The 20,773-nt window shown below is 68.2% G+C and carries 20 protein-coding genes; 12 read left to right on the forward strand and 8 right to left on the reverse strand.

What is annotated here, in order from left to right; genetic code table 11:
* Positions 1-103: 103 nt before the first annotated feature.
* Positions 104-2,179, reverse strand: a complete 2,076-nt coding sequence (locus AC04MD_RS02895) for an EAL domain-containing response regulator (RefSeq protein WP_475495816.1) — start codon at positions 2,177-2,179, stop codon at positions 104-106.
* 97 nt (positions 2,180-2,276) lie between these two features.
* Entirely contained in the window at positions 2,277-3,296 is a 1,020-nt protein-coding gene (gene epmB / locus AC04MD_RS02900; protein ID WP_475495817.1) for an EF-P beta-lysylation protein EpmB, read from the reverse strand.
* Positions 3,297-3,398: 102 nt separating this feature from the next.
* Here epmB and efp point away from each other — a divergent pair, with 102 nt between their 5' ends.
* The 7 genes from efp to folE2 all read left to right on the forward strand — a co-directional run bounded on the left by efp (position 3,399) and on the right by folE2 (position 8,980).
* Positions 3,399-3,965, forward strand: coding sequence for an elongation factor P (gene efp, locus AC04MD_RS02905; protein ID WP_475495818.1), 567 nt, complete (start codon positions 3,399-3,401; stop codon positions 3,963-3,965).
* Positions 3,965-4,174 carry a hypothetical protein gene (locus tag AC04MD_RS02910; protein WP_475495819.1) on the forward strand — a complete coding sequence of 70 codons (210 nt, stop codon included), beginning with the start codon at positions 3,965-3,967 and terminating at the stop codon, positions 4,172-4,174. The genes efp and AC04MD_RS02910 overlap by 1 nt, the downstream gene beginning before the upstream one ends.
* An 11-nt stretch (positions 4,175-4,185) precedes the next feature.
* Complete coding sequence (locus AC04MD_RS02915) at positions 4,186-5,526, forward strand: TRZ/ATZ family hydrolase (RefSeq protein ID WP_475495820.1); 1,341 nt, start codon at positions 4,186-4,188, stop codon at positions 5,524-5,526.
* Between the two features lie 148 nt (positions 5,527-5,674).
* The gene (gene ubiG / locus AC04MD_RS02920; protein ID WP_475495821.1) at positions 5,675-6,394 is read left to right on the forward strand and encodes a bifunctional 2-polyprenyl-6-hydroxyphenol methylase/3-demethylubiquinol 3-O-methyltransferase UbiG; all 720 of its coding nucleotides are present in this window, start codon (positions 5,675-5,677) and stop codon (positions 6,392-6,394) included.
* Positions 6,391-7,086 carry a phosphoglycolate phosphatase gene (locus AC04MD_RS02925; protein WP_475495822.1) on the forward strand — a complete coding sequence of 232 codons (696 nt, stop codon included), beginning with the start codon at positions 6,391-6,393 and terminating at the stop codon, positions 7,084-7,086. The genes ubiG and AC04MD_RS02925 overlap by 4 nt, the downstream gene beginning before the upstream one ends.
* Before the next feature lie 140 nt (positions 7,087-7,226).
* Complete coding sequence (locus AC04MD_RS02930; protein ID WP_475495823.1) at positions 7,227-7,934, forward strand: squalene/phytoene synthase family protein; 708 nt, start codon at positions 7,227-7,229, stop codon at positions 7,932-7,934.
* A gap of 113 nt (positions 7,935-8,047) precedes the next feature.
* A complete protein-coding gene (folE2, locus tag AC04MD_RS02935) occupies positions 8,048-8,980 on the forward strand; it encodes a GTP cyclohydrolase FolE2 (RefSeq protein WP_475495824.1) in 933 nt (310 codons plus the stop codon).
* A gap of 273 nt (positions 8,981-9,253) precedes the next feature.
* On the opposite strand, the gene AC04MD_RS02940 is transcribed toward folE2, so the two are convergent.
* From AC04MD_RS02940 to yidD, 3 genes are read right to left on the reverse strand one after another with little or no spacing between them, the layout of a single operon-like run.
* A complete protein-coding gene (locus AC04MD_RS02940) occupies positions 9,254-10,060 on the reverse strand; it encodes a M23 family metallopeptidase (protein WP_475496161.1) in 807 nt (268 codons plus the stop codon).
* Positions 10,061-10,104: 44 nt separating this feature from the next.
* Positions 10,105-11,451 carry a dihydroorotase gene (locus tag AC04MD_RS02945; protein WP_475495825.1) on the reverse strand — a complete coding sequence of 449 codons (1,347 nt, stop codon included), beginning with the start codon at positions 11,449-11,451 and terminating at the stop codon, positions 10,105-10,107.
* Positions 11,451-11,708, reverse strand: coding sequence for a membrane protein insertion efficiency factor YidD (gene yidD / locus AC04MD_RS02950; protein ID WP_475495826.1), 258 nt, complete (start codon positions 11,706-11,708; stop codon positions 11,451-11,453). The genes AC04MD_RS02945 and yidD overlap by 1 nt, the downstream gene beginning before the upstream one ends.
* 95 nt (positions 11,709-11,803) lie before the next feature.
* On the opposite strand from yidD, the gene dksA reads away from it, so the two are divergent.
* Entirely contained in the window at positions 11,804-12,931 is a 1,128-nt protein-coding gene (dksA, locus tag AC04MD_RS02955) for an RNA polymerase-binding protein DksA (RefSeq protein WP_475496162.1), read from the forward strand.
* A 70-nt stretch (positions 12,932-13,001) separates the two neighbouring features.
* Here the strand turns inward: dksA and AC04MD_RS02960 are convergent, their stop codons facing one another.
* The 3 genes from AC04MD_RS02960 to cysS all read right to left on the reverse strand — a co-directional run bounded on the left by AC04MD_RS02960 (position 13,002) and on the right by cysS (position 16,204).
* Positions 13,002-14,243 carry an MFS transporter gene (locus AC04MD_RS02960; protein ID WP_475495827.1) on the reverse strand — a complete coding sequence of 414 codons (1,242 nt, stop codon included), beginning with the start codon at positions 14,241-14,243 and terminating at the stop codon, positions 13,002-13,004.
* On the reverse strand, positions 14,240-14,677 hold the full coding sequence (locus AC04MD_RS02965; RefSeq protein WP_475495828.1) for a SufE family protein: 438 nt from the start codon (positions 14,675-14,677) through the stop codon (positions 14,240-14,242). Before AC04MD_RS02965 ends, AC04MD_RS02960 begins: the two co-directional genes overlap by 4 nt.
* A 138-nt stretch (positions 14,678-14,815) precedes the next feature.
* Positions 14,816-16,204, reverse strand: coding sequence for a cysteine--tRNA ligase (gene cysS / locus AC04MD_RS02970; protein WP_475495829.1), 1,389 nt, complete (start codon positions 16,202-16,204; stop codon positions 14,816-14,818).
* 139 nt (positions 16,205-16,343) lie between these two features.
* Here cysS and AC04MD_RS02975 point away from each other — a divergent pair, with 139 nt between their 5' ends.
* The 4 genes from AC04MD_RS02975 to AC04MD_RS02990 all read left to right on the forward strand — a co-directional run bounded on the left by AC04MD_RS02975 (position 16,344) and on the right by AC04MD_RS02990 (position 20,705).
* Positions 16,344-16,847: a hypothetical protein gene (locus tag AC04MD_RS02975; protein WP_475495830.1), complete on the forward strand. Its 504-nt coding sequence runs from the start codon at positions 16,344-16,346 to the stop codon at positions 16,845-16,847.
* A 273-nt stretch (positions 16,848-17,120) separates the two neighbouring features.
* A complete protein-coding gene (locus AC04MD_RS02980) occupies positions 17,121-18,122 on the forward strand; it encodes an N-acetylornithine carbamoyltransferase (RefSeq protein ID WP_475495831.1) in 1,002 nt (333 codons plus the stop codon).
* A gap of 142 nt (positions 18,123-18,264) precedes the next feature.
* A complete protein-coding gene (locus AC04MD_RS02985) occupies positions 18,265-19,467 on the forward strand; it encodes an argininosuccinate synthase (protein ID WP_475495832.1) in 1,203 nt (400 codons plus the stop codon).
* Between the two features lie 146 nt (positions 19,468-19,613).
* Positions 19,614-20,705 carry an acetylornithine deacetylase gene (locus tag AC04MD_RS02990; RefSeq protein WP_475495833.1) on the forward strand — a complete coding sequence of 364 codons (1,092 nt, stop codon included), beginning with the start codon at positions 19,614-19,616 and terminating at the stop codon, positions 20,703-20,705.
* Positions 20,706-20,773: the final 68 nt, after the last annotated feature.

A 20,773-nucleotide genomic window follows, 5' to 3' on the forward strand; every position in this document is an offset into this window, starting at 1 on the left:
CCCGCGATGCTCTACCTCGACCGTCCCAAAAGCATCGCGGGCATGGCCCGCTCCTAAAAGGCAAACGGCCGATCAGCCGACGTTGTACAGAGCCGCAACCAGGTCAGCTGAAGTCGTAGTTCATCGCCGGGCCCGGTACGGCCAGGAAGTTGCCTTCCACGTAGTCCACGCTGGCGGTGAACAGGAAGGCCATCGTCGCCGCGTCCTGCACGTGCTCGGCCACCGTCAGGATGCCCAGCGCCTGCGCGCGCTCGGCGATCTCGCGGATCTTCTGCTGGTGCTCGGTGTTCTTGCCCAGGTCCTCGCTGAAGACGCGGTCGATCTTGAGGAAGGTCGGCTGGAAGTGCGACAGCAGCTGGAACGAATCCAGGCCCGCACCGAAATGCTCCAGCCCCACGTGGCAGCCCAGCTTGGCGGCGGCAGACTGGAAGGTCTGCGCCTGGCGCAGGTGGGTGAACACCTTGGCCTCCGGCGTCTGCAGCCACAGGCGGTCGCCGGGCACGTCGTGCGCGGCGAGCTGCTTCGCGATCAGGTCCAGCAGGCGGTTGTCGGCGAAGGAGGCAGGACTGACCTTCACCACCAGGCGGGTGTCGCGGCCGGCGCGCTTACGCTCGGCCAGCACTTCGATGGCGCGGTTCACCACCCAGCGGTCGATGGCGTCGAGCAGGCCGTTCTCTTCGGCGATGCCGATGAAGGACTGCGGCAGCACGACCTCGCCGTTGGATTCCAGCCGCAACAGCGCTTCGTAGACCTCGCCGGGTTCGTCCTGCAGGTTGACCACCGGCTGGTAGTACAGGCGGAAGCTGCCGTCCTGCAGGGCTTCCTGCAGGCGCTTGATCCAGTTCTGCACGCGCTCTTCCTCGGCGCGGTCCACCGCGCCGGGGTCGAAGATCTCGATGCGGTTGCCGCCCAGGTTGGTGGCGGTCTGCAGGCCGTCGGTCGCCCGCGTCAGCACCGGTCCCACGCTGGCGATCTTCTCGCCGATCTGCACGCCACCGATGCTGGCGGTGACCGAGGCCGAGCGTTCGCCGACGTTGAACACGTGCGAGGCGTAGGACGCACGCAGCTTTTCGGCGAGCGCCGCGGTCTGCGCATGGTTGCCGCGCAGCAGGACGGCGAAGGTGCGTTCGCCGAAGCGGGCGGCGAGGGTGCCTTCGTCCAGCTTCTCGGACAGGCGCGCCGCCAGCGCGGCGGCCAGCGCATCGGCCGAGTCGATGCCGATGTCCTGCAGCAGGCGCTGGTAGTGGTCGGGTTCGATCAGCAGCAGCGCGTACTGGTCCTCGCCGCGGGCCACCTGGGCCACGGCGTTCTCCAGTTCGCGCAGGAAGGTCGGGCGGTTGAGCAGGCCGGTGACCATGTCGCGCTGGCGCAGGTCCTCGACCTCGCGGGCGAGTTCGGGATCGAACTCCTCGCGGCGGCGGAACACCACCTGCACGCAGGCCTCGCCCTCGTAGGTCGCGGTGGCGAACTCCAGCGTGGCGGGAAAGCTGTCGCCGTCGATGCTGCGCGCTTCCAGTTCGAAGCGCGGCGGCGGCGGTTCGCCCTTGCTGAGCTTCTTCAGCAGGGCCTTGAAGTCGTTGACGTACTGCGGACCCACCAGGTCGAGCAGCGACAGGCCTTCCACGTCCTCGAAGGACTCGAAGCCGAACATCTCCAGGTAGGCATCGTTGGCACGGATATGCATGCCTTCGTGGATATAGGCGATCGGGTCGCGCGAGGACGAGATCAGCGCGTCGCAGCGGCGCTCGGTCTCGCGCATCTGGCCTTCCAGCCGGCGCTGCGAGCGGCGTGCGTCGAGATCGGCCCATTCGCGGCGCAGGACGGTCAGCACGTGCTCCGGCCGGCCGCGCAGGGCGACCGCGCGCGCGCCGGCCGCCTGGTCGGCGAGCAGGTCGGCTTCGCTGATCGCATCGGCCAGCACGATGACGGGGATGTCCTTGCCGCTGGCATCGACCTGGCTGAGCACCGTAGCCAGCGGGATGCCCTTGGCGCTGCGTGAGGCCAGCAGCAGGTCCATCGGCTGGCCGGCGACCATCTGCCCCAGTTCGCCCGCGTCGACCGGTCGCAGCGGGCGTACGGCAATGCCGCCGTTGCGCAGCGTGGAGACGATGGCTTCCGCGTCTTCCGCGCTGTCGTCCACCAGGGTCAGTCGTAGCGTGGTGTCTTTGCCGATCTGCATGCAGCGTGTCCGCGAGGGGTGCGCGTTTAATACCTGAACGCGTGTGACGAGTCCAATGCAGCCGTCGCAGATGCGCACACGACCACTGGCCGGGGCGTCAGAGCGATCGCTTGCCGGTATCGCCGGCGACTTCGCGCACCAGCCGCGGCACCAGGTAGCCCGACAGACGCGCCGCCAGCGCGGCATGCAGGGCCCTGGCGCGGGCGTCGTCCACCGCGAAGTGGGCCGCGCCGGCTACCCGGTCGAGCTGGTGCAGGTAGTACGGCAGCACGCCGGCGGCGAAGCCGCGCTCGCTAAGCGCGGCCAGGGCGTCGACGTCGTCATTCACGCCGCGCAGCAGCACCGCCTGGTTCAGCAGGTGCACGCCGCCCCCGCGCAGGCGCGCGAGCGCCGCATCGACCGCCTCGTCGAATTCGTTGGCATGGTTGGCATGGAGGACCAGGGTCACCGGCCACGGCAGGCCAGCCAGCCAGGCGATCAGGCCGTCGTCGATGCGCTCGGGCAGGACCACCGGCAGCCGGCTGTGGATGCGCAGGCGGCGCAGGTGCGGCGTGCCGGCCAGGGCGTCGGTCAGTTCGGCGAGCTTGGCGTTCGACAGCGACAGCGGATCGCCACCGGACAGCAGGACCTCTTCGACGCTGGCGTCGTCGCGGATCAGCCCGATGGCCTCGCGCCAGCCATCGCGCGCGGCGGTCTCGTCGGCGTAGGGGAAGTGGCGGCGGAAGCAGTAGCGGCAGTTGATCGCACAGCTGCCGGTGGCCACCAGCAGGGCGCGGCCGCGGTACTTCTGGATCACGCCGGTCCCGGTCCGCGCGGCGCCGTCGCCGACGGCGTCCAGGCCGTAGCCGGCGATCGGCTGCATCTCGTCGTCCAGCGGCAGCACTTGGCGCAGCAGCGGATCGTTCGCATCCCCGTACCGCATGCGGGCGACGAAGCCGCGCGGCACCCGCAGCGGGAACTGCGCCGCCGCCTCATCGGACAGCCGGTCCGCCAGCGCATCCAGTCCCAGCAGTGCCAGCAGCTCGCGCGGATCGCGCACGGCATCGCGCCACGCCTGCTGCCAGCGGGGCGCGGCCAGCGGGGCGGGCTGTCGGGGGTCGGGGGCTGCGGTTATCATGTCGGGTCTGGAAACAAGCACCCGCCGGGTCCGGCGGGTTCCCCATTCTATCCGGCCGGCCGCCCTGCGCGGCGGGTACGCCTTACCCTCAGGAGCACACGCATGGCCAGTTACGGCATGAACGACGTCAAGAACGGGATGAAGATCCTGATCAACAACGACCCGGCGATCATCACCGACACCGAGTACGTCAAGCCGGGCAAGGGCCAGGCCTTCACCCGCGTGAAGTACCGCCTGATCAAGAGCGGCCGCGTGCAGGAAATCACCATGAAGAGCACCGACTCGGTCGAGGCGGCGGACGTGGTGGATACCGACATGCAGTACCTCTATTCCGACGGCGAGTACTGGCACTTCATGCAGCAGGAGACCTTCGAGCAGGTGCAGGCCGACAAGGCCGGCATGGGCGGCGCCGAGAAGTGGCTGAAGGGCGAGGAAGACTGCGTGGTGACCCTGTGGAACGGCAACCCGATCCAGGTGACTCCGCCGAATTTCGTCGAACTGCAGATCACCGAGACCGACCCGGGCGTGAAGGGCGATACCGCCGGTACCGGCGGCAAGCCGGCCACGCTGGAAACCGGCGCGGTCGTGCGCGTGCCGCTGTTCGTCGGCCAGGAAGAGATCATCAAGGTCGATACCCGCACCGGCGAATACGTCAGCCGCGTGAAGTGATGGAGCAGCTCGCGCTTTACCTCGGCATCTGGGCGGTCGGCGTGCTGCTGGCCGGGCTGGGCGTGATGCTGTGCTGGAATGCGACCCTGCCGCGGCTGTTCCCCAGCGTGCCGAGGCTGGGCTACGGTCGCGCGTTGGCGCTGATGCTGCTGTGCTGGCTGCTGTTCGGCGCCGGCGCCATCGGCCTGACCTACACGCTGGGATTCTGAGCCGAGGCCCCATGAACGACCGCACCCCCGACGCCTGCGACTTGTTGATCGAAGCCGGTTTCGTGGTGCCCGTCGTCCCGCACGGGGTGGTGCTGGAAGGCCATGCGGTCGCCGTGACCGGCGGGCGCATCGTCGCCGTCCTGCCGGTGGCGGAGGCGCGCCAGCGCTTCCTGCCGCGTGAAACGGTGTCGCGCCCGGACGCGGCGCTCATCCCCGGCCTGGTCAATGCGCATACGCACAACCCGATGACGCTGCTGCGCGGCGTCGCCGACGACCTCCCGCTGAAGGTGTGGTTGCAGGAGCACATCTGGCCGATCGAGGGCGCGGTGATCGGTCCCGATTTCGTCGCCGACGGCATCACCCTGGCGATCGCCGAGATGCTGCGCGGCGGTACCACGTGCGTCAACGAGAACTACTTCTTCCCCGACGTGCAGGCGGCGACCTACAAGCATCACGGCTTCCGTGCGCGCGTCGGCCTGCCGGTCATCGATTTCCCGACGGCCTGGGCGTCCTCCGACGACGAGTACTTCGACAAGGCGGGCGAGGTCCACGACCAGTGGCGCGACGACGCACTGATCGCGACCGCGTTCGCGCCGCATGCGCCGTATACGGTGAACGACGCGAACTTCGAGCGCGTGCGCATGCTGTCCGACCAGCTCGACGTGCCGGTGCACCTGCACCTGCATGAGACCGCGCAGGAAGTCGAGCAGTCGCTGGAAAAATACGGTCAGCGCCCGATCGCACGCCTGGATCGGCTGGGCTTGGTCAACGACCGCCTGATCGCCATCCACATGACCCAGCTCACCGAGGCGGAGATCCACCTGTGCGCCGAGCGCGGCGTCAGCGTGGTGCATTGTCCGGAATCCAACCTCAAGCTGGCGTCCGGTTTCTGCCCGGCCTGCGCGCTGGAACGCGCGGGCGTGACGCTGGCCGTCGGCACCGACGGCTGCGCCAGCAACAACGACCTGGACATGTTCAGCGAGACCCGTACTGCGGCGCTGCTGGCCAAGGCGGTGGCGCAGGACGCGGCCGCGCTGGATGCCTTCAATGCGCTGCGCGCGGCCACGCTGGGCGGCGCGAAGGCGATCGGCTTCGACGACCGCATCGGCTCCATCGAGCCCGGCAAGGAGGCCGACCTGGTCTGCGTCGACCTGGCCGCGCTGGAAACGCAGCCGCTGCACCACGTGGTGTCGCAGCTGATCTACGCGACCGGGCGCCAGCAGGTCAGCGACGTGTGGATCGCCGGCCGCCCGAAGCTGCTGCAGCGCGTGCTGGTCGAGATCGACATCGACGGCGTCATCGCCAATGCGCGCCAATGGCGCGAACGGATCGCGGGCATCCGCCTGTCTTGATCGCGTCATCCCAGCGAACGCTGGGATCCATGTGGACGTTGCGTTTGCTGTTTCGGCTGCCGATTCAGGCAAAAGCAAGATGGGTCCCAGCTTTCGCTGGGACGACGGGATGGCGCTTCAGCGGGTCGGCCCGCTCTACAATGGCGGCATGACGACCACGACTTCCTCCCGCGACGACAATTTCACCCAGGCCGAGCTCGACAAGTTCGGCGCGCTGGCCAACCGCTGGTGGGATCCGGACGGCCCGCAGAAGGCCCTGCACGCGCTCAATCCGGTGCGCCTGCAGTACGTGCGCGACCGTGCTCGCCTGCCGGGCGCGACCGCGCTGGACGTCGGCTGTGGCGGCGGTCTGCTGAGCGAGGCGCTGGCGCGCGAGGGCGCGCAGGTCACCGCGATCGACCTGGCGCCGGAACTGGTGAAAGTCGGTCGGCTGCACAAGCTGGAGTCGGGCGTGCAGGTCGACTACCAGCTGCGTTCGGTCGAATCGCTGGCCGAGGAACGCCCGGGCAGCTTCGACGTCGTCACCTGCATGGAGATGCTGGAGCACGTGCCGGATCCCGCGTCCATCATCCGCGCCTGCCACACGCTGCTGAAGCCGGGCGGGCAGCTGTTCCTGTCCACGCTGAACCGTACGCCGGCCGCGTTCGCGCTGGCCATCGTCGGCGCCGAGTACATCGCGCGCCTGCTGCCGAAGGGCACGCACCACTACAAGGAATTCATCCGCCCCTCGGAGCTGGCCGCGTGGCTGCGCGAGGCGGGCTTCCAGGTGCAGGACGTCACCGGCCTGGCCTACGAGCCATGGCGCCAGCGTGCCCGGCTGACCTCGCGTACCGACGTGAACTACCTCGCCAGCGCGGTGAAGCCGTGACGCCGACGGGGTTCCCGCGCGCAGCGCTGTTCGATCTGGATGGCACGCTGCTCGACAGCGCGCCGGACATGCTGGCCACCGCCAACCGCATGCGCGCCTCGCGCGGCATCGGTCCCATGACCATCGAGGTCCTGCGCCCGCACGTGTCGAAGGGTGCGCGCGCGATGCTGGCGGCGGCGTTTCCGGAGATGGAGCAGGCGCCTCGCGAAGCCCTGGTTCCCGAGTTCCTCGAGATCTACCAGGAGGAGCTTGGCCGTCACAGCGTGCTGTTCGACGGTGTGGCCGAGATGCTCGTTGCCCTGGAACAGGCGGGCAGCATCTGGGGCATCGTCACCAACAAGCCGGAGTACCTGGCGCGTGACATCCTGCCGCAACTGGGCTGGAGCGATCGCTGCGCGGTGCTGATCGGCGGCGACACGCTGGCCGAGAAGAAGCCGCACCCGCTGCCGTTGCAAGTCGCCGCCGAACGCATCGGCATCGCCATCGCCGATTGTGTCTACGTCGGCGACGACGAGCGCGACGTGCAGGCCGCGCGCGCCGCCGGCATGCCGTCGATCGCCGCGCTGTGGGGTTACCGGCAGGCGCATGAAGTGCCGGCGGAGTGGGGCGCGGAGGTGATGTGCGAGACCGCGGGCGCATTGCAGGATGCTGCCGTGTGGCCCACCAGCCGGCTTGATGTAGGAGCGATGTAAGTCGCGACCACACGGCTGCGGTTCCAGCCATTCCACCGGCGCCCCCATCGTGTCGTGGCCGCTCGCCCGAGCGTCCCGGCATCCTGGTCGCGACTTACCAGTGCCGGCATGCCGGTACTACTCCTACAGAGTTCCATTGCATGTCCGACTCCGCCGCTCTCGTCAGCTTCCTCGAAAAATGGCACGCCCGCTGGCCCGAATGGTCGGTGGCCGAGATCTTCATCGCGCCTGCGCGCAGGGACATCGCGGTGGCGTGGTTCGCGCTGCTGCAGGAGTTCGATGACGTGCTGAACATCAGCGGCGATCCGCTGCCGGCCGATGCCAAGCTTGCCTGGTGGAGCGAGGAGCTGCGAGGCTGGAGCGGCCAGCGTTCGCGCCATCCGCTGGGTCGCCGGCTGGAGCCGGTGCGGGCGCCGTGGACACAGTTGGCGGACGCGTTGCCGGCTCTGGTGGCGGCGCGCGAGACACCGGCGACAGGCTCCGAGGCGTTCGCCGCGCTGGCGGCCTACGGCGCCGCCGTCGCGGCGGTGGAGGCGGATGTGCTGGGCCGTGCGCCCGATGCGGACGCCGTTGTCGCCCAGGTGCTTGCCGCGCGCGTGGCCGACATGGGCGTCATCGCTACGCCGACGGCGTCGAGACGGGCCGATGACGCATCGTCGGTGCAGGCCTGGGCGACGGAGATCCTGCAGCGCTGGCCCGCATCGCGCCAGGGCGCACGCGAGCGTCGCGTCCTCGCCGCGTATGCGCGGGGCAGGCTGGAGCGCCTGTCGCGGACGGGGGCACCCGCCTCGTTGCCCTCACGGCCCGTCCTGCTGTTCACCGGCTGGCGTGCGGCGCGCGGCGACTGAAGGCGCTGCATATCGCAGCGATAGCGACGGGAATGATCCGTAACGGACTGTTTCATCGGGGGATTCAGGGGCAGGGCGTACAATGCACGGCATCCACTCCCCCGTGCATGACCATGGCTCCCTCGCTTCCCGTGGCGCCCCGCGCCGATCTCCCCGATGTCGCCCATCAGTGCGTGCCGCTGGCACGCCCCCTGGACTGGGTGGGCATGGAGAACATCGCGCTGCCGGTCCGCATCGCCGACGGGCAGGGTGGGCAGCTGCAGGTGGCGGCCAGCATCGACCTGTCGGTGAACCTCGCCAATCCCGATGCGCGCGGCATCCACATGTCGCGCCTGTACCTGCAACTGCAGGACGGGCTGGCGCGTGAGGCGATCACGCCGGCGGGCCTGCGCCACCTGCTGCAGGACAGCGTGGCCTCTCAGGCCGGACTGGCGACCAGCGCACGCTTGAATATCCGCTACGACGCGCTCCTGCAGCGCAAGGCGCTGGAGAGCGACTACGCGGGCTGGAAGCGCTACCCGGTGGAGATCGAGGCCACGCTGGTCGAGGGCCATCTCAACCTCGCGCTGTCGTTTGAGGTCGAATACTCCAGCACCTGTCCGGCCTCCGCCGCGTTGTCGCGGCAGGCCAACGCCGAACGTTTCACCCAGGACTTCAGTGCCTCGCCTGCGTTGTCGGTCGATGCCGTGCACGACTGGCTGGCCTCCGAACGTGGCTTGACCGCGACGCCGCATGCACAGCGCAGCCGCGCCAGCGTGCGGGTGGAACTGCGTCCGCAGTTCGACGAATTGCCGCTGGTGCCTTTGGTGGATGCCATCGAAGCTGCGCTCGGTACCCCGGTGCAGACGGCGGTCAAGCGCGTCGACGAGCAGGCCTTCGCCCGCCTCAATGCGGAAAACCTGATGTTCTGCGAGGACGCAGCCCGCCGCGTTGCTTCGGTCCTGTCCGGCGATGCACGCGTGGCCAAATACGACGCCACCGTCGCGCACTACGAAAGCCTGCATCCGCACGATGCCGTCGCCCGCGTGAGCGGCAGCAACGACTGACGTCGACCGGGGTCTTCGGGCCGGCCAGCAGAAGGGTGTGGGAGCGACGTAAGTCGCGATGGTCGTCTTCAAGACTGCAGTCGACAGCGCTTCGATGTCCGGTTTCCGTGCGGGGCAATCGCGACTTACGTCGCTCCCACGCGTTGAACACTACTTTCCGCGTTCGAGGACGAGTAGCGGGTCGATCCTCACGTCGAACCGCGCCGCCTGAAACGATGTACATCGGTGCGGCAGAACGCGTCGCAACGCGCCTCGATAGCGAATGCTCGGCGGTTACTTTCCGCGTTCGAGGACGAGCAGTGGGTCGATGCGGACATCGAACCAGTTCATCCCCCAATGCAGGTGCGGCCCGGTCGCGCGCCCGGTCGCACCGACGGCGCCGATCACTTGGCCGGATTCCACGCGGTCACCCACCTTCACGTCGATGCGCGACAGGTGCAGGAAGTTGGAGCTGACGCCGTGGCCATGGTCGAGCAGCACGGTGCCGCCGGTGAGGTAGAGGTCCGGCGAGGCGAAGGTCACCAGGCCACCGGCCGGCGCCTTGACTGGCGTACCGTTCGGGGCCGCGATATCCATGCCGGAATGGCCGGCGCCGGGCTGGCCGTTGTAGACGCGCGCGTTGCCGAAACGGCCACTGATGCGGCCTTGCACCGGCCACTGGAACGGCAGGGCGAAGTCGGCGCGCTCGTCGTCGCGGCCGCGTGCCGCAGTGACCAGCGCCTGTTCGCGCTGGATGCGCGCGGCGATCTCCGGCGGCGGATTGACCGTCTTCGGCGGCACACCGTTGACGCGTTCGACCGGCCAGTCGCGCGGCGTCACCGCGATGCTGACGGATTCCGTGCGTCCCGAGGCCGTGACGACATCGACCTTCAGTGGTCCTGTTTCATCGCGACCCACGCCGAACACGACGGTGCCGTAGCCGGTGGCACGCAACAGGCGTTCGCCGTACCGCACCTGGCTGCCCCGCGGCACCTTGCCGAACACCAGCGCGCCCTGCGACACGCTGGTCGGGAACACCACACGTTCTTCCTGCGACACCGGGGCCGCCGGCGCCGCGTCCTGCGCGGCGACGAGCGGAATCCATCCGGCGCAGACAGCGGCGAACAGCGCCGCGACCGCCAGCTTCAACGTGCGAACTCCAGGCGTTGGCCATTGGGTGTGCCGACCAGCTGCTCGCCATTCCAGACCATGCGGCCGTTGACCCAGGTGGCGCCGATGCGCGAGCGGAACGTGCGCCCCTCGAACGGCGACCAGCCGACCTTCGACAGCACGTCCTCGCGCTTCACCGTGAAGGGCTCGTCGTCGATCAGCACGAGGTCGGCGAAATAGCCTTCGCGCAGGTAGCCACGTTCCTTCACGTCGAACAGCTGTGCGGGCGCGTGCGCGAATTTCTGCACGACGCGGGTCACGTCCATGCGCTGCTCGTGCACCAGTTCCAGGGCGGCCACCAGGGCGTACTGCACCAGCGGCAAGCCGGAGGGCGCCTGCACGTAGGGCTTTTCCTTCTCTTCCAGCGTATGCGGCGCGTGGTCGGTCGCCAGCACGTCGACGATATCGTCCACCAGCGCCTTGATCAGCGCCTCGCGGTCGCTGGCGTCCTTGATCGCGGGATTGCACTTGATCAGGTTGCCGAGCGCGGCGTAGTCGGCGCGATCGAAGCGCAGGAAGTGGATGCAGGTCTCCGCGGTGATCTGCTTGCGCGTGCCGTCGGCGGCGATCAGCGGGCCTGGCGTGAACAGCGCCAGTTCGTCGGCGGTGGAGATGTGCAGCACGTGCAGGCGAGTGCCGTGCTTGCGCGCCAGCGACATCGCCAAGCGGGTGGACTTGATGCAGGCCCCGCGGCTGCGGATGTCGGGGTGGTGTTCGGCGCTCAGCGCGTCACCATACTTGGCCTGGAACGCCGCCAGGTTGGCATCGATCATCGGCGTGTCTTCGCAGTGCGTGATGATCGGCGTGGGCGCCTCGCGGAAGATCGCGTCCAGCGTGTCCGGGTTGTCGACCAGCATGTTGCCGGTGGAGGCGCCCATGAACACCTTGATGCCCGGCGCGGTCTTCGGGTCCAGCGTGCGGATCGCCTCCAGGTTGTCGTTGCTGGCGCCCATGTAGAAGCCGTAGTTGCCCCAGGCCCGGCCCCTGGCACGCTGGTACTTGTCTTCCAGCGCGGCCGCGTCGAGCGTCGGCGGGCTGGTGTTGGGCATGTCCATGAAGGTGGTCAGGCCACCGGCGACGGCGGCGGCCGATTCGGTCGCCATGTCGCCCTTGTGCGGCATGCCGGGTTCGCGGAAGTGCACTTGGTCGTCGATCATCCCCGGCAGCAGCCAGCGACCGGCGGCGTCGATGACCGTTTCGTCGCCCTGGGGACGGATCTCGGCGGCGATGCGGGCGATGCGGCCGTTCTCGATGCGCAGGTCGCCCTCGGTGACGCGGCCTTCATTGACCAGACGGGCGTTGACGATGACGGTGGGGGGCATCAGTGGTGTCCTGTGCAGGAATGGGGGGAGGAGGTATCGGCCCGCGGCGGAACGGGATCGTGGCCGCCGGGATGCAGGGGATGGCAACGGCCGATCCGGCGGACCGCCAGCCAGCCGCCCTTCAGCGGGCCGAACCGGCCGATCGCTTCCATGGCGTACTCCGAACACGACGGCACGAAGCGGCAGCGCGGTCCCAGCAGCGGGCTGATGAAGCGCTTGTAGCCCTTGAGCAGCAGGATGAGCAGGCGGGCGAGCATGGCCCGATGATACCGCGTCGGGTTGCCGCTGCCTTCCGGGTAGGCTATAAAAGCCCGCTTTCCCGATGCTCGGGAAGAACAAGGAAGCGCTGTTCGTGGCTGCAAAGAAACCTGCGAAGAAGGCCGCCAAGGCCGCCAAGAAACCCGCTCAGACCGTCGCCAAGAAGCCTGTCGCGAAGAAGGCTGTCGCCAAGAAGCCGGCGCCCAAGCCGGTCGCGAAGAAAGCGGCCCCCAAGCCCGTCGCCAAGAAGCCGGCTGCCAAGAAAGCGGCACCGGCCAAGAAGGCAGCAGCCCCGGCGAAGAAGCCGGCGGCCAAGCCCGTGGCGAAGCAGGCGGCACCGGTCAAGAAGGCGGTCGCCAAGGCGACCAAGCCCGCAGGCGCCAAGAAGCCCGCACCTGCGCCGGCCACCAAGGCGCCCGTCGCCAAGGCGGCTCCGGTGAAGGCGCCGGCCAAGGCCGCGAAGCCCGCTCCCACCTCCGCACCGAAGCCTGCCGCCAAGCCGGCTCCGGCAAAGTCCGCCCCCACCGCGGCTGCGACCAAGACTCCCGTGCCTGCATCCGCCCCCAAGGCGGCTGCCCAGGCCCCGGCGCCCGCCGCCAAGGTTCCGTCCCCCCCGAAGCCTGTGCCAGTCCCGAAACCGAATACCAAGAACGCCAAAGCCTCTACCGCCGTCGAAGCGCCCGTGAGCCCCCGTCCCGCCGTTGCCCGCCCGGTGGGCAAGGTCGCGGTCGCCGTGGCTGCCCGCCCTGCGGCGCCGGTCGTGCGCGGCAAGGTGAAAGAAGTGCCCTACAAGACCGACGAAGCCACCGGCCGTCCGATCGTGCCGGCCGGCTACAAGCCCTCGTCCGACGAGGAGTACATGAGCACCCTGCAGCTCGAGTACTTCCGCCAGCGCCTGCTGAACTGGCGTGCCGATCTGGTCGAGGAATCCAAGCAGACCATCGAGAACCTCAAGGACGAAGTCCGCGACATCGGCGACGAGGCCGAGCGCGCCACCCGCGAGACCGAGAACTCGCTGGAACTGCGTACCCGTGACCGCTACCGCAAGCTGATCGGCAAGATCGACAGCACGCTCAAGCGCCTGGAAGGCGGTGACTACGGTTACTGCGTCGACACGGGTGAAGAGATCGGCCTGGATCGCCTGGAAGCGCGCCTCACCGCCGAACGCACCATCGACGCCCAGGAGCGTTGGGAGCACCTGCAGAAGCAGCAGGGCGACTGAGTCCAGCGGTTCCTGCAGGAAAAGAAAAGCCCCGCTTCGGCGGGGTTTTTTCGTGGCGTCTCCGGCAGCGCTACTGCAGGTCGCGCAGGTCGAGCCGGCGCAGTTTCGGTGCTTTCCATGCGGTCACGCCCGCAACCGACAGGATCGCGAAGCCGCCGAGGATCACCGCCGGCACCAGTCCCAGCAGTTTGGCCATCGTGCCGGCGTAGAAGGCGCCCAGTTCGTTCGACGAACTGACGAAGATGCCGTTGATCGACGAGACGCGCCCGCGCATCTCGTCCGGCGTGGACAGCTGCAGGATGGTCGAACGGACCACCACCGAGACGCCGTCGCACATGCCGTAGAACAGCAGGATGACGGCCGACAGCCAGAAGCTGCGCGACAGCCCGAAGGCGATGACCGCCAGGCCGAAGCCGGCCACCGCGAACAACAGCACGCGCCCCGCGTTCTTCTGCAGCGGATGGCGTGCCAGCCACAGGCCGACGCAAACCGATCCCGCGGCCGGCGCGGCGCGCAGGATGCCGAGGCCTTCCGGCCCGTAGTGCAGGATGTCGTGGATGAAGGCCGGCAGCATCGCCACCACGCCGCCCAGCAGGACCGAGAACATGTCCAGCGCCATCGCGCCGAGCATGATCTGGTTGCCCATGACGAAGCGGGCGCCCTGCGCGATGCTGGCGAACACCGGCAGGCTGACCGCCGGCGGTCCGGGCTCTTCCACGCGCAGGCGCGCCAGCACGATGCCGGCCATCAGCGCGAAGACTACCGCCATCGCGTACGACAGCGTCTTGCCGCCGAAGCCGACCAGCAGGCCGCCCAGGGCGGGACCGGTGACCAGCGCCGCCTGGAAGATCACGCTGCCGAGCCCGGCGGCGCGCACGAAATCCTCGCGCGGCAGCACCTTCGCGAACAGGGCGTTGTAGACCGGACTGAGGAAGGAGCGCGCCATGCCGGTCAATGCGATGGCGGCATAGATCGGCCACGCGCCATGGAACGGCAGCCAGCCGGCGGACACGGCCACCAGGATCACGGCGGTCGTTGCGAGCGCCGCGCAGGCGACGATGCCGACGCGGCGTCGACGCAGGTGGTCGACGAGGTAACCGGCGAACGGCGCCACGCAGAAGAACGGCAGCACTTCCGCCAGGCCGACCAGGCCCAGCGAGAAGGTGTCGCGGGTCAGTTCGTAGATATGCCAGCCGACCGTGACGGCGACGATCTGGTACGACAGCAATGCGCAGATGCGGTAGGCCAGTACCGCCGCGTAGCCGCGGTTGCGGAGCAGCGAGAACGCGGAAGGCGCACCGGTTCCGCTCACTTCGCGTTCGCGGCCGTCTCGCGGATGAAGGCCAGCAGAGAGGCCAGGCCGTTGCTGCGCGTCGGTGAGAGGTGCTTGGCCAGGCCGATGTCGGCGATGTAGTCGGGCGAGGTGGCCAGGATTTCCGCGGCCGGGCGGCCGGCGTACACGCGCAGGGCCAGGAAGATCAGGCCGGAGACGATCGCCGAGTCGCTGACGGCGTGGAAATCCAGTTTCGCTGCGTCGCCTTCCGGCACGATCCAGACCATCGACTGGCAGCCGAGCAGGCGATGCTCCTCGCGCTTCCACTCCTCGGGGAAGGCAGGCAGCTTGCGACCAAGGTCGATCAGGTACTGGTAGCGCTCGGACCAGTCGCTGAAGAAGGCGAATTCGTCCTTGATGGCGGCTTGCGCGTCGGCGGCGGTGGGTTCGAGCGGGAAGATCGTGTCGGTCACGGAGATGTCTTGTAGGAGGGGCTTCAGCCCCGACCACTGAAGATCGGCGCGAAGACGGGCATTGTAGGAGGGGCCGATACGCCGACGGATGAAATCGGGATCCGGGTCGGGGCTGAAGCCCCTCCTACAGAAGCGGGATCAGGCGCGCTTCCAGCGCACGCCCTGCGGCGTGTCTTCCAGCAGGATGCCTTCGGCTGCCAGCTGGTCGCGGATGGCGTCGGAGCGGGCGAAGTCGCGGGCCTGCTTGGCGGCGATGCGTTCGTCGATCAGACCCTGGATGCGGGCGTCGTCGTCGGACGAGGTACCGCGGCCGAACCATTCGGCAGGATCCTGCTGGAGCAGGCCCAGGACCAGGCCGGCACCCAGCAGCTCGTTCTTCAACCTGAGCCTGTCGTCCGGTGTGGTGGCCTTGCGCGCCTCGGCGGCGATGCGGGCGACCTCGGCCAGCGCCTGCGGCGTGTTGAGATCATCGTCGAGTGCGTCCTCGATTGCCTGCGGGGTCAGCGGCGTCGCGCTGACGTCGCCCATATCTCGCAGCGTGCCGTACAGCCGGTCCAGCGTGTTCTTGGACTGTTCGACCAAGGAGTCCGACCAATCCAGCGGCTGCCGGTAGTGCGCCGACAGTAGGGCGTAGCGCAGGGCTTCGGGCGGGTGCTGCTGCAGCAGGTCGTGCACCTTCTCGATGTTGCCCAGCGACTTGCTCATCTTGGCGCCGCCGAAATTGAGCATGCCGTTGTGCAGCCAGAAACGCGCGAACGTCTTGTGCGAACCGTCGGCGTGCTTGTGCGCGCACTCGCTCTGCGCCACCTCGTTCTCGTGGTGAGGGAACTGCAGGTCCACGCCACCGGCGTGCAGGTCGATGGTCTCGCCCAGGTGGGCGGCGGCCATCGCCGAGCATTCGATATGCCAGCCCGGGCGGCCCACGCCCCACGGCGAGTCCCAGCCCGGCAGATCCGGCGTGGACGGTTTCCACAGCACGAAATCGCCCGGATCGCGCTTGTACGGGGCCACGTCGACACGCGCGCCTGCCAGCATTTCCTCGGGGTCGCGGCCGGAGAGCTTGCCGTAGTCGGCGAAGCTGCCCACCGAGAACAGGACGTGCCCTTCGGCGGCGTAGGCATGTCCGCCGGCGATCAGCTGCTCGATCATCGCGATGATGTGGGCGATGTGGTCGGTGGCCGCCGGTTCGATGTCCGGGGCGAACTCGCCGGTCACGCCCAAGCCTGCCATGTCCTGACGGTAGGCGGCGGCGTAGCGGTCGGTGATGGCCGAGATCGCCACGCCGAGTTCCTTGGCCGCGGCATTGATCTTGTCGTCCACGTCGGTGATGTTGCGGGCGTAGCGCAGACCGCCGTAGCGTCTGCGAAGCAGGGCCGCCAGCACGCCGAACACGACCGGACCGCGGGCATTGCCAATGTGGACGTAGTTGTAGACGGTGGGCCCGCAGACGTACATCGTGGGGATCGGGCCAAGCGGTCGGAAGTCCTCGACCCGGCGGGTGAGGTTGTTGTGCAGGCGCAGGGTCATGGGAACAGGGCAGGGGAGAACCGTGGAATTCTAACGCCTGAGCCGCAGGCGAGGGCCAAGGCGCACGGGAGGCTGATGTTCAGCCCCACTCAAGGCGCGGTCCCTACACTGTGACACCGGGATTCCACGCACAGGCCACATGCTCCGCCTCCGCACCACCCTTTTCCTGTCCTGTCTTCTGCTCACCGCGCCCGCCGTGGCGCAGGAGCGGGTGATCCCGACGGAGAACGTGCGCCTGGACTATGCGCAGGTGTTGGGTGTCGAGCCGGTCTACCAGACCCTGCGGGCCACGCGCACCGAGCAGCGTTGCGACGAAGTCCCCGCCGCCAGGCCCGAAGCCGCGCCGCCGGAGCAGGACGAGAGTCGCTGGAGCAGGATGGTCAGCTCCGTGCGTGGCTGGTTCGGCGGTGACGAGGAGCCGGCGCAGGCGCCTCCGGTGACGCTGCCGCCTGTCAAGGTCAATTGCCGCGTGGTGCCCATCGAGCGCGAGTTCCAGCGCCCCATCGCCTACGACGTGGACTACATCTACAAGGGCGTGAAGTACCGTTCGCGCCTGGCGGAAGACCCGGGCAACCGCCTGCGCATCCGCATCTCGGTGGTGCCATACGTGGCGCCCGCCCAGTCCACCGCCAGCGGTCCCTGATTCCGTGCCCGGTTGCACACGCAACCGAATCCGTCCTTGCGCTGCGCCGCAGCACATGCGAGCATTCGCGCCCATGAAGATGAACGCACACGCCCATGCTGACAGCGCGGCCTCGCAGGCCTCGAGCATGACCTCGCGTGCCCGTCGACCGGAATCCTGCATCTAGCTGGGTACCCCGGACGTCGTCGCTTGTTCACCGGAAACCCAGCCAGAGGCTGGGTTTTTTCGTTTCTGAAGCCCGTTTTGCCACATTCCCGAAACCAGGATGCCGTAATGAAGCACTTCTTGAACACGCAGGACTGGAGCCGCAGCGACCTCGACGCGTTGCTGACGCAGGCCGCCCTCTACAAGCAGAACAAGCTGGGCGACGCGCTGAAGGGCAAGTCGATCGCGCTGGTGTTCTTCAATCCGTCCATGCGCACCCGCACCAGCTTCGAACTGGGCGCGTTCCAGCTGGGCGGCCATGCGGTGGTGCTGCAGCCGGGCAAGGACGCGTGGCCGATCGAGTTCAACCTGGGCACGGTGATGGATGGCGACACCGAAGAACACATCGCCGAAGTGGCGAAGGTGCTGGGCCGCTATGTGGACCTGATCGGCGTGCGCGCGTTCCCGAAGTTCGTCGACTGGGCCTACGACCGTGAGGACATCGTGCTGAAGTCGTTCGCCAAGTATTCGCCCGTGCCGGTGATCAACATGGAGACGATCACCCATCCCTGCCAGGAGCTGGCGCATGCGCTCGCGCTGCAGGAGCACTTCGGCACGTCCGACCTGCGCGGCAAGAAGTACGTGCTCACCTGGACCTACCATCCCAAGCCGCTGAACACCGCCGTCGCCAACTCGGCGCTGACCATCGCCACGCGCATGGGCATGGACGTGACGCTCCTGTGCCCGACGCCGGACTACGTGCTGGACGAGCGCTACATGGGCTGGGCCGAGCAGAACGTCGCCGAGAGCGGCGGTTCGCTCAAGGTCAGCCACGACATCGACAGTGCCTATGCCGGTGCCGACGTGGTGTATGCCAAGAGCTGGGGCGCGCTGCCGTTCTTCGGCAACTGGGAGCCGGAGAAGCCGATCCGCGACCAGTACCAGCACTTCATCGTCGACGAGCGGAAGATGGCGCTGACCAACAACGGCGTCTTCAGCCACTGCCTGCCGCTGCGCCGCAACGTCAAGGCGACCGACGGCGTGATGGATTCGCCGCAGTGCATCGCCATCGACGAAGCCGAGAACCGCCTGCACGTGCAGAAGGCGATCATGGCCGCATTGGTGCGGTAACCACGATGCACTCCTTCCCCCGCGTGCGGGGGAAGGCTGGGATGGGGGCGAGCGGCCTCCGGAGAGTTCGGCCCCATCCCATCGCCCCCACCCCGACCCTCCCCCGCGATGCGGGGGAGGGGGCACACCACCAGAGAACCCCATGACCGCTTCCGAATCCAAAGACATCGTCCTCGCCTTTTCCGGCGGCCTCGACACCAGCTTCTGCGTGCCCTACCTGAAGGAGCGCGGCTGGAACGTGCACACCGTGTTCGCCGACACCGGCGGCGTGGATGCGGAAGAGCGCGCCTTCATCGAGCAGCGCGCCGCCGAGCTGGGCGTGGCCAGCCACGTCACCGTCGATGGCGGTCCCGCGATCTGGGACGGCTTCGTCAAGCCGTTCGTGTGGGCGGGCGAGGGCTACCAGGGCCAGTACCCGCTGCTGGTGTCCGACCGCTACCTGATCGTCGACGCCGCGCTGAAGCGCGCTGCCGAACTGGGCACCAACGCCATCGCGCACGGCTGCACCGGCATGGGCAACGACCAGGTCCGCTTCGACCTGGCAGTGAAGGCCAGCGGCGACTACCGCATCGTGGCGCCGATCCGCGAGATCCAGAAGGAACATACGCAGACGCGCGCCTACGAACAGGCCTACCTGGAAGAACGCGGCTTCGGCGTGCGCGCCAAGCAGAAGAGCTACACCATCAACGAGAACCTGCTGGGCCTGACCATGTCCGGCGGCGAGATCGACAAATGGGAGGCGCCCGGCGAAGGCGCCCGCGGCTGGTGCGCGCCGCGCGCCGAATGGCCCGAAGCGCCGCTGCGGGTGACGATCGGCTTCAAGCACGGCGAGGCGGTCAGCCTGGACGGCCAGCCGGTCGCCGGTGCCGCGCTGCTGGCGAAGTTGAACGCGCTGTTCGCACCCTATGGTGTGGGCCGTGGTGTGTACACCGGCGACACCGTGATCGGCTTGAAGGGCCGCATCGTGTTCGAAGCGCCGGGCCTGGTGTCGCTGCTCGCCGCGCACCGCGCGCTGGAAGAGACGGTGCTGACCAAGCAGCAGAACCGCTTCAAGCCCGAGGTCGCGCGCAAGTGGGTGGAACTGGTGTACGAAGGCTTCTACCACGACCCGCTGAAGACGGACCTGGAGGCGTTCCTGCAGTCCTCGCAGGCCATCGTCAACGGCGAGGTGGTGCTGGAAACCCGCGGCGGCCGCGTCGACGCGGTGGCGGTGACGTCGCCGCACATCCTCAACGCCAAGGGCGCGACCTACGCGCAGTCGGCCGACTGGGGCGTGGAAGAGGCGGAAGGCTTCATCAAGCTGTTCGGCATGAGCTCGACCCTGTGGGCCGAGATCAATCGCTGAGCCCAAGGGATAAATCACCACGTCATTCCAGCGAACGCTGGAATCCAAGTTGATTCTGCCTAGGATGCTTCCGAGGCAAGATCAAGATGGATCCCGGCTTTCGCCGGGATGACGACTGAAACGACGACGGTCCACGGACACACACCATGCTGCAATCCGTTCTCCATCACCTCGAAAAGCTGGTGTCCTTCGACACCCGCAATCCCCCGCGCGACATCGGCACCGACGGGATCTTCGACTATCTACGGGTCCAGTTGCCGGATTTCCGCATCGAGGTGACCGACCACGGCGCGGGCGCGGTGTCGTTCTTCGCCGTGCGCGGACAGCCGAAGCGGGTGTTCAACGTGCACCTGGATACGGTGCCGTCGTCGCCGGCGTGGAGCGCCAGCCCGCACGTGCTGCGGATCGAAGGCGACCGGGCCATCGGCCTGGGCGCCTGCGACATCAAGGGGGCGGCCGCGGCGCTGGTCGCGGCCGCGCAGGTGACGCAGGGCGATGCTGCGTTCCTGTTCACGACCGACGAGGAAGCGAACGATGCACGTTGCATCGCTGCCTTCCTGGCGCGCGACCATGGCTTCGGCGAGGCGATCATCGCCGAGCCGACCCGCTGCGAAGCCGTGCTCGCGCACCGCGGCATCAGCGCCGTACGCATGGCGTTCAAGGGGCAGGCGGGTCATGCCTCGGCCGAGAACGCGCTGTCGTTGAGCGCGCTGCACAATGCGATGCGCTGGGGCACGACGGCGCTGGATTTCGTCCAGCAACAGCATCACCTGCGTTTCGGCGGACTGACCGGATTGCGCTTCAACATCGGCCGGGTCGAGGGCGGCATCAAGGCCAACATGATCGCGCCGAGCGCGGAGGTCCGCTTCGGCTTCCGTCCGCTGCCGTCGCAGGACATGGACCAGCTGCATGCCACGTTCCGCGGCTTCGCCAATGCCGAGGCGCTGGCCGAGTACGAAGAGACCTTCCGCGGTCCGTCGCTGCCGTCGGGCGATGTCGCGCGTGCCGAAGAGCGCCGCCTGGCTGCGCGCGATCTCGCCGACGAACTCGGGCTGCCGATCGGCAACGCGGTGGACTTCTGGACCGAGGCCTCGCTGTTCTCCGCCGCCGGGCTGACCGCGTTCGTCTACGGCCCGGGCGATATCGCGCAGGCGCATACCGCCGACGAATGGGTGTCGCTGGAGCAGTTGCAGCGGTATGCCGACAGCGTCGCGCGCATCCTCGGAAAAGCCGATTGACCTGTAGGAGGGGCTTCAGCCCCGACTGCAATCTGTGGGACCACGGTCGAGGCTGAAGCCCCTCCTAC

It is taken from the genome of Pseudoxanthomonas sp. LjRoot206 (assembly GCF_056175725.1).

What these genes read in the sequence shown, in the direction of transcription:
- AC04MD_RS02930 (WP_475495823.1), top strand. Translation starts at nt 7,227, where the DNA reads ATGTCCGACTCCGCCGCTCTCGTCAGCTTCCTCGAAAAATGGCACGCC.
- cysS (WP_475495829.1), bottom strand. Translation starts at nt 16,204, where the DNA reads ATGACCCTGCGCCTGCACAACAACCTCACCCGCCGGGTCGAGGACTTC.
- AC04MD_RS02980 (WP_475495831.1), top strand. Translation starts at nt 17,121, where the DNA reads ATGAAGCACTTCTTGAACACGCAGGACTGGAGCCGCAGCGACCTCGAC.
- folE2 (WP_475495824.1), top strand. Translation starts at nt 8,048, where the DNA reads ATGGCTCCCTCGCTTCCCGTGGCGCCCCGCGCCGATCTCCCCGATGTC.
- AC04MD_RS02910 (WP_475495819.1), top strand. Translation starts at nt 3,965, where the DNA reads ATGGAGCAGCTCGCGCTTTACCTCGGCATCTGGGCGGTCGGCGTGCTG.
- AC04MD_RS02895 (WP_475495816.1), bottom strand. Translation starts at nt 2,179, where the DNA reads ATGCAGATCGGCAAAGACACCACGCTACGACTGACCCTGGTGGACGAC.
- epmB (WP_475495817.1), bottom strand. Translation starts at nt 3,296, where the DNA reads ATGATAACCGCAGCCCCCGACCCCCGACAGCCCGCCCCGCTGGCCGCG.
- efp (WP_475495818.1), top strand. Translation starts at nt 3,399, where the DNA reads ATGGCCAGTTACGGCATGAACGACGTCAAGAACGGGATGAAGATCCTG.
- ubiG (WP_475495821.1), top strand. Translation starts at nt 5,675, where the DNA reads ATGACGACCACGACTTCCTCCCGCGACGACAATTTCACCCAGGCCGAG.
- AC04MD_RS02990 (WP_475495833.1), top strand. Translation starts at nt 19,614, where the DNA reads ATGCTGCAATCCGTTCTCCATCACCTCGAAAAGCTGGTGTCCTTCGAC.
- yidD (WP_475495826.1), bottom strand. Translation starts at nt 11,708, where the DNA reads ATGCTCGCCCGCCTGCTCATCCTGCTGCTCAAGGGCTACAAGCGCTTC.
- AC04MD_RS02985 (WP_475495832.1), top strand. Translation starts at nt 18,265, where the DNA reads ATGACCGCTTCCGAATCCAAAGACATCGTCCTCGCCTTTTCCGGCGGC.
- AC04MD_RS02975 (WP_475495830.1), top strand. Translation starts at nt 16,344, where the DNA reads ATGCTCCGCCTCCGCACCACCCTTTTCCTGTCCTGTCTTCTGCTCACC.
- AC04MD_RS02915 (WP_475495820.1), top strand. Translation starts at nt 4,186, where the DNA reads ATGAACGACCGCACCCCCGACGCCTGCGACTTGTTGATCGAAGCCGGT.
- AC04MD_RS02945 (WP_475495825.1), bottom strand. Translation starts at nt 11,451, where the DNA reads ATGCCCCCCACCGTCATCGTCAACGCCCGTCTGGTCAATGAAGGCCGC.